The 4,889-nt window shown below is 45.3% G+C and carries 7 protein-coding genes and 1 CRISPR repeat array; of the genes, 4 read left to right on the top strand and 3 right to left on the bottom strand.

Going from position 1 to position 4,889, the window contains the following annotated elements:
* Positions 1-66: 66 nt before the first annotated feature.
* Positions 67-396: direct repeats of the CRISPR family, unit length 37 nt; unit sequence AGCGAAATCGACTCTAAACCCTTATAGGGATTGAAAC.
* Between the two features lie 19 nt (positions 397-415).
* The 3 genes from RMO52_RS20530 to RMO52_RS20520 all read right to left on the bottom strand — a co-directional run bounded on the left by RMO52_RS20530 (position 416) and on the right by RMO52_RS20520 (position 1,947).
* A complete protein-coding gene (locus RMO52_RS20530) occupies positions 416-649 on the bottom strand; it encodes a hypothetical protein (RefSeq protein ID WP_309739254.1) in 234 nt (77 codons plus the stop codon).
* A gap of 67 nt (positions 650-716) precedes the next feature.
* The gene (locus RMO52_RS20525) at positions 717-908 is read right to left on the bottom strand and encodes a hypothetical protein (protein WP_309739251.1); all 192 of its coding nucleotides are present in this window, start codon (positions 906-908) and stop codon (positions 717-719) included.
* 178 nt (positions 909-1,086) lie between these two features.
* Positions 1,087-1,947, bottom strand: coding sequence for an aminotransferase class IV (locus RMO52_RS20520; protein ID WP_309739249.1), 861 nt, complete (start codon positions 1,945-1,947; stop codon positions 1,087-1,089).
* Positions 1,948-2,189: 242 nt separating this feature from the next.
* Here RMO52_RS20520 and RMO52_RS20515 point away from each other — a divergent pair, with 242 nt between their 5' ends.
* From RMO52_RS20515 to RMO52_RS20500, 4 genes are all read left to right on the top strand, one after another.
* Complete coding sequence (locus tag RMO52_RS20515) at positions 2,190-2,783, top strand: cytochrome b/b6 domain-containing protein (protein WP_396135066.1); 594 nt, start codon at positions 2,190-2,192, stop codon at positions 2,781-2,783.
* 82 nt (positions 2,784-2,865) lie between these two features.
* Positions 2,866-3,567 carry a molybdopterin-dependent oxidoreductase gene (locus RMO52_RS20510; protein WP_310417974.1) on the top strand — a complete coding sequence of 234 codons (702 nt, stop codon included), beginning with the start codon at positions 2,866-2,868 and terminating at the stop codon, positions 3,565-3,567.
* A gap of 56 nt (positions 3,568-3,623) precedes the next feature.
* On the top strand, positions 3,624-3,791 hold the full coding sequence (locus RMO52_RS20505; RefSeq protein WP_309739256.1) for a biotin/lipoyl-binding protein: 168 nt from the start codon (positions 3,624-3,626) through the stop codon (positions 3,789-3,791).
* On the top strand, positions 3,782-4,889 hold a 1,108-nt coding region (locus RMO52_RS20500; RefSeq protein ID WP_310417971.1), incomplete at its 3' end, for an MFS transporter. The genes RMO52_RS20505 and RMO52_RS20500, both read left to right, overlap by 10 nt.

Raw genomic sequence — 4,889 nt, 5'->3', positions numbered from 1 at the left:
ATTAAAACAAATTTTTGTTATTTAAAATTTTTTTACTTGCTTTTTTTTTTATATTCTATATTTTTGATTTAAATCGACTCTAAACCATTATAGGGATTGAATCGTTACTTGCTCCCGCTGTCAGTCACGCCCCAAGTAAGCGAAATCGACTCTAAACCCTTATAGGGATTGAAACCTTGATGCGATCGATCTGATGCTTATCGCTGGGAGCTTAGCGAAATCGACTCTAAACCCTTATAGGGATTGAAACATGCGATCGACATAGGCATCGACTAGATCGGGATCAGCGAAATCGACTCTAAACCCTTATAGGGATTGAAACGTGTGGGTACTAGCTGCACTGGCTCTAAATTCGGGCGAGCGAAATCGACTCTAAACCCTTATAGGGATTGAAACGAGCGGGCTGTATTTGCGGTTATTGCTCTAGGCGATCGATCCGATTTTCTTGGTCTTGCTGACGAGCGGCTAGCGTAGTGATAAGTTCGGCTAGCTGTTCGCTAATGGATGTTAGCCGTCCGATCGCTGCCGTTGTTTGTCGTTTGTACTCTACTGACTCATTTGCCCATGCTTCGATTGCTCTTGAGTTAGAGTCTACAATCTTGCGAGTCTCATCTAACCCTGCTTCGATTCGGTCTAGTCTGTCTGACATTCGCTTACTCCTGATATCGTGGCTGAATTGCTCTGCCCTTTGATAATAACTACTGTACAGTTATTCGTCAAGTCTTTTTAAAAACTAATTTTAGCAACTCGCGATCGATCTCTGCCAGACGATCTAAAAATGCACCCATCGCGGCTGTTTCGCCATACTCAAAGCCTAGTTCCTTAGCTGTCTCCCTCAGTTTCTCTGCTGTTTCTGGCTTGACTCTATAGGTTTGAGTTATCGTCGGATCTTTTTTGGGTCTGCCCATAATGCTTTTTTACACTGCTACTTAAATGTACTGCACAAAATGGCGATCGGCAACAAAAAAGCGATCGATCCGAGTTTGGATCGATCGCTTTTTCTCGGTACCGTTTAAGGAAAAATATAGATCGTCGCGATCGACCGATCGCGAAATCGACTCTAATCTCCAGTTAACAAGCGACTGCCTAACCCTGAATTTTTGCTGAAAAAGCTTGGCGGAGCGCCGCGAAGACTCGACCATTCATCGTCGTAGGTAGATGGTAGTCATCGATCGATCTCGCTGGCAACAGTTCGGCAATACTGCCAGTGGTAAATGCTTCTGTCGCTCGCCCGAGATCGGCAGGAAACAGATCGCGTTCGATCGTTTTGATGCCGAGCTGGGCAGCCAGTTCGAGAATGACGTGGCGAGTAATTCCCCCCAACATTCCGCGCTGGGGCGTTACCAATACACCATCGATAACGCAGAAAAAATTGCTGCGCGTTGCTTCGGTGATATAGCCGTCGCGATGGGTAAACAGAATATCATCATAATCCGCGCCCGCTACTTGACGCGCCGCATAAAAACCCGTCAGATAATTGGTCGTCTTGAGCATCGGCAACTCTCGATCGTAAGGCACAATTTTCAACCGTTGACCGGATTGATAAATCTCCAGCCCATAGGGAGCCTCTGGATGCTGGGGAACTACCTCATCCTCAAAAATCATCAAATGCGGTCGAAAACTCTGGCAAGCGCTATAACTGGTGCCACTGGGTCGATCGCATTCACCAGCAGTTAGATAAAATTTAATCGCACTATGGGGATAGGTATTACGGGCGATGATCTGGGTGGCTATTTCAGCCAGTTCTGTTAATGTCGGCAACGGTAGATCGAGCATTTTGGCTCCCCGTTCTAGCCGTTGCAAATGCTCTAGCAGATAAAACGGTCTGCCACCATAAACCCGTGCTAGCTCAAACAAAGTTACACCCCGCGCGAAGCCAAAATCGGTAGGCTCGATCCGGATACTGTCGCGTTCTACATACTGGCTGTCATAATAAGCGATGGACATAGCTCTACGCTCCCAAAATCGAACTCACCTTAGATTAACAGATTAACTAACCTGGAACTCTCATCAGGCCGAAAGGCCGAATTTACCCGATGAGATCGCCGCCGGATCGATCGCCTTTTGGGGCAATTTATCAAGATTGGCGAGATAATGATACTTATTACGGCGATCTCGCTGCTGTTGGGTTTGGATGTGCAGATTCAACTCTGGTTGGCTCCGTTATTTCTGAGTTTATCTATTTAAATATGCCAACACCTACAAAATCTCCGCCAATTCCCCACCAAAAAATCGTCATCAAGCTGTTTCACGGCATCACGATCGTCAGTTTATTCTTGATGATTGGTAGCGGACTTCAGATTTATAATGCCACACCTGTATTCGGTGGCAAAGATGGTTGGCAGTTTCCCGATTTTATGACTCTGGGGGGATGGCTGGCGGGTGGTAGGGATTGGCACTTTGCCATGATGTGGGTATTTTCATTTAATTTGCTAATTTATGGCATTTATATCGGCTTGACAAAACGGTGGCAACGGCGATTTGTCTCTAGTAGCGATCTGCAAGTCCTCAAGGTCGGACAAAATCCTAAGCGCAAAACTTATGCTTGGCATCGGCTGATTTATACGAGTATCATTCCGATTTTAATTCTGGCGATCGCGAGTGGATTGGCGATGTATAAACCAGTCCAGTTAGGCTGGTTGGCGAGTTTATTTGGTAATTGGCAAACGCTCCGCACGGTGCATTTTATGACGGTGCCGATCGCCTTAATATTTACGATGCTGCATATGCTAATGGGCTTGAAAGTCGGCGGATTAAAAATCTGGCGATCGATGTTTGTTTGAAAAGTTTAATAAATTTTTCATCTATAGCAGTCCTGTTTAATTTGTAAGAATATTGTAGTAACGCACCGAAGAGTAACTAATTATGAATCCAATCAATCGGCGGCAATTATTACAACTATCTGGTTTTGCAGGCATGGGTCTATTGCTCGATAGTTGTGGCTTAAATCCATACTCCACTGCTGTCGGCAAGGCGATCGATCCGCTCAATCAACGAGTCGAAGAACTATTGCTCAAACCTCAAGCTTTAGCCCGTGAATATCCAGTTAGCGATATCGATCCCAAGGCATTAATCATTAATAGTTTTACCGATGCACCCGAAATCGATCCGACTACTTTTAAACTAATTATCGATGGTGCGGTGAACCAACCGCTGCAATTAAGTATGAGCGATATTCAAAAGTTGCCATTGCGATCGATGGTAATTCAGCATGTGTGCGTCGAAGGTTGGGCGGCGATCGTCCAATGGGGTGGCGTCAGATTGAGAGATTTAATCGCCCTCGCACAGCCAAAAAATACGGCTCGCTACGTTTATTTTGAGTCTGGGGATGGTTACTACAATAGTTGGGATTTACCTTCTGCAATGCACCCACAAACGCTGTTAGCCTATCAAAAAAATGGTCTGCCGCTACCTGTAGATAATGGTGCGCCACTGCGTCTTGCTGCGCCGATTAAGCTGGGTTACAAGCAAAGTAAATGGGTGACTAGAGTTACCTTACTCGATCGATTACCCACCAAACAGGGTTATTGGGAAGACCAAGGTTATGAGTGGTTTGGGGGACTATAACTAATTTAGGCGGATGCAATGTTCATCCTATTGACAGAAGTGGCTGAGCCGTAAGTCTGTCACAATACTACGCATACGAACTATCCATCACCGATCGCCAAAAAGTTCAACCCGGACAATTATTATTTAGGCTCGACCCCAAAGACTCCGAAAATAAGGTACAGCAAGCCCAATTTACCATCGAGATTCAAATGTATCGATCGAGCTATTTAACATGCAGTTAACCGCATCTAAATTTTTACCACCAGCACTGCGATCGCGAAACTATCGGCTGTTTTTTGCAGGGCAAGGAATCTCGCTCATCGGCTCGTGGATGACCCAACTGGCTACAGTATGGCTGGTTTATCACATCACTAGTTCGCCGTTAATGTTGGGGGTAGTGGGATTTACCAGCCAAATTCCCAACTTTATTTTGACACCTTTTGGTGGAGTTTTAGTCGATCGCTTGCCGCGCCATCGGATTTTGCTGACGACGCAAGTGTTATCCATGTTGCAATCATTATCACTAGCAGCTTTGGCATTAACTAATAACATTAATATCGAATCGATTTTAGTTTTAAGCTTTATTCAGGGCGTCATTAGTGCCGCAGATGCCCCAGCGCGGCAAGCCTTTGTGACTGAGCTAGTCGATCGCCCGGAAGATTTGGCAAACGCGATCGCGATTAACTCGACGATGTTTAATGGTGCGCGTTTAATCGGCCCTGCGATCGGGGGATTATTGATTGCGAGAGTTGGGGAAGCTTATTGTTTTTTGATTGATGGCATCAGTTATATTGCGGTGATTGCAGCATTATTGGCGATGCGCTTTCAACCCAAGCAAATGCCCAAAATCGCTGGTAGTCCACTCCAACGAATTAAGGAAGGTTTTATCTATGCTTTTGAATGCCCGCCGATTCGAGCGATTTTATTGTTATCGGCTTTAGTGAGCTTGATGGGGATGCAGTATACAGTCCTCGTCCCAGTTTTTGCCGATAAAGTTCTCAATGGTAACGCGCAGACATTAGGATTTTTGATGGCAGCATCGGGTGTGGGCGCGGTGTTTGGTGGTATTTACTTAGCAACCAGAACGACAGTAATCGGTTTGGGGAAATTAATTATTCTGGGGCCAGCCCTGTTAGGAATTGGGTTAATTACTTTTTCTTTGTCTCGCTATTTACCGCTGTCATTACTGGCGATGTTAATAGTTGGTTTGGGGATCATCTTACAAGTTGCATCTGGCAATACAGTACTCCAAACGATTATCGATGATGATAAACGCGGTCGCGTGATGAGCTTATACACCATGTCATTTTTAGGCATGGTGCCATTCGGTAATCTCTTGG

The organism is Chamaesiphon sp. OTE_8_metabat_110 (assembly GCF_031382685.1).
Lineage (GTDB): Bacteria > Cyanobacteriota > Cyanobacteriia > Cyanobacteriales > Chamaesiphonaceae > Chamaesiphon.
Note: the sequence above shows the minus strand (reverse complement) of the source record. Positions and strands in the feature narration are given on the sequence as shown.

Excerpts from the sequence above, each read along its gene's own strand:
- RMO52_RS20525 (WP_309739251.1), bottom strand. The coding sequence starts at position 908 with ATGGGCAGACCCAAAAAAGATCCGACGATAACTCAAACCTATAGAGTC.
- RMO52_RS20530 (WP_309739254.1), bottom strand. The coding sequence starts at position 649 with ATGTCAGACAGACTAGACCGAATCGAAGCAGGGTTAGATGAGACTCGC.
- RMO52_RS20520 (WP_309739249.1), bottom strand. The coding sequence starts at position 1,947 with ATGTCCATCGCTTATTATGACAGCCAGTATGTAGAACGCGACAGTATC.
- RMO52_RS20510 (WP_310417974.1), top strand. The coding sequence starts at position 2,866 with ATGAATCCAATCAATCGGCGGCAATTATTACAACTATCTGGTTTTGCA.
- RMO52_RS20515 (WP_396135066.1), top strand. The coding sequence starts at position 2,190 with ATGCCAACACCTACAAAATCTCCGCCAATTCCCCACCAAAAAATCGTC.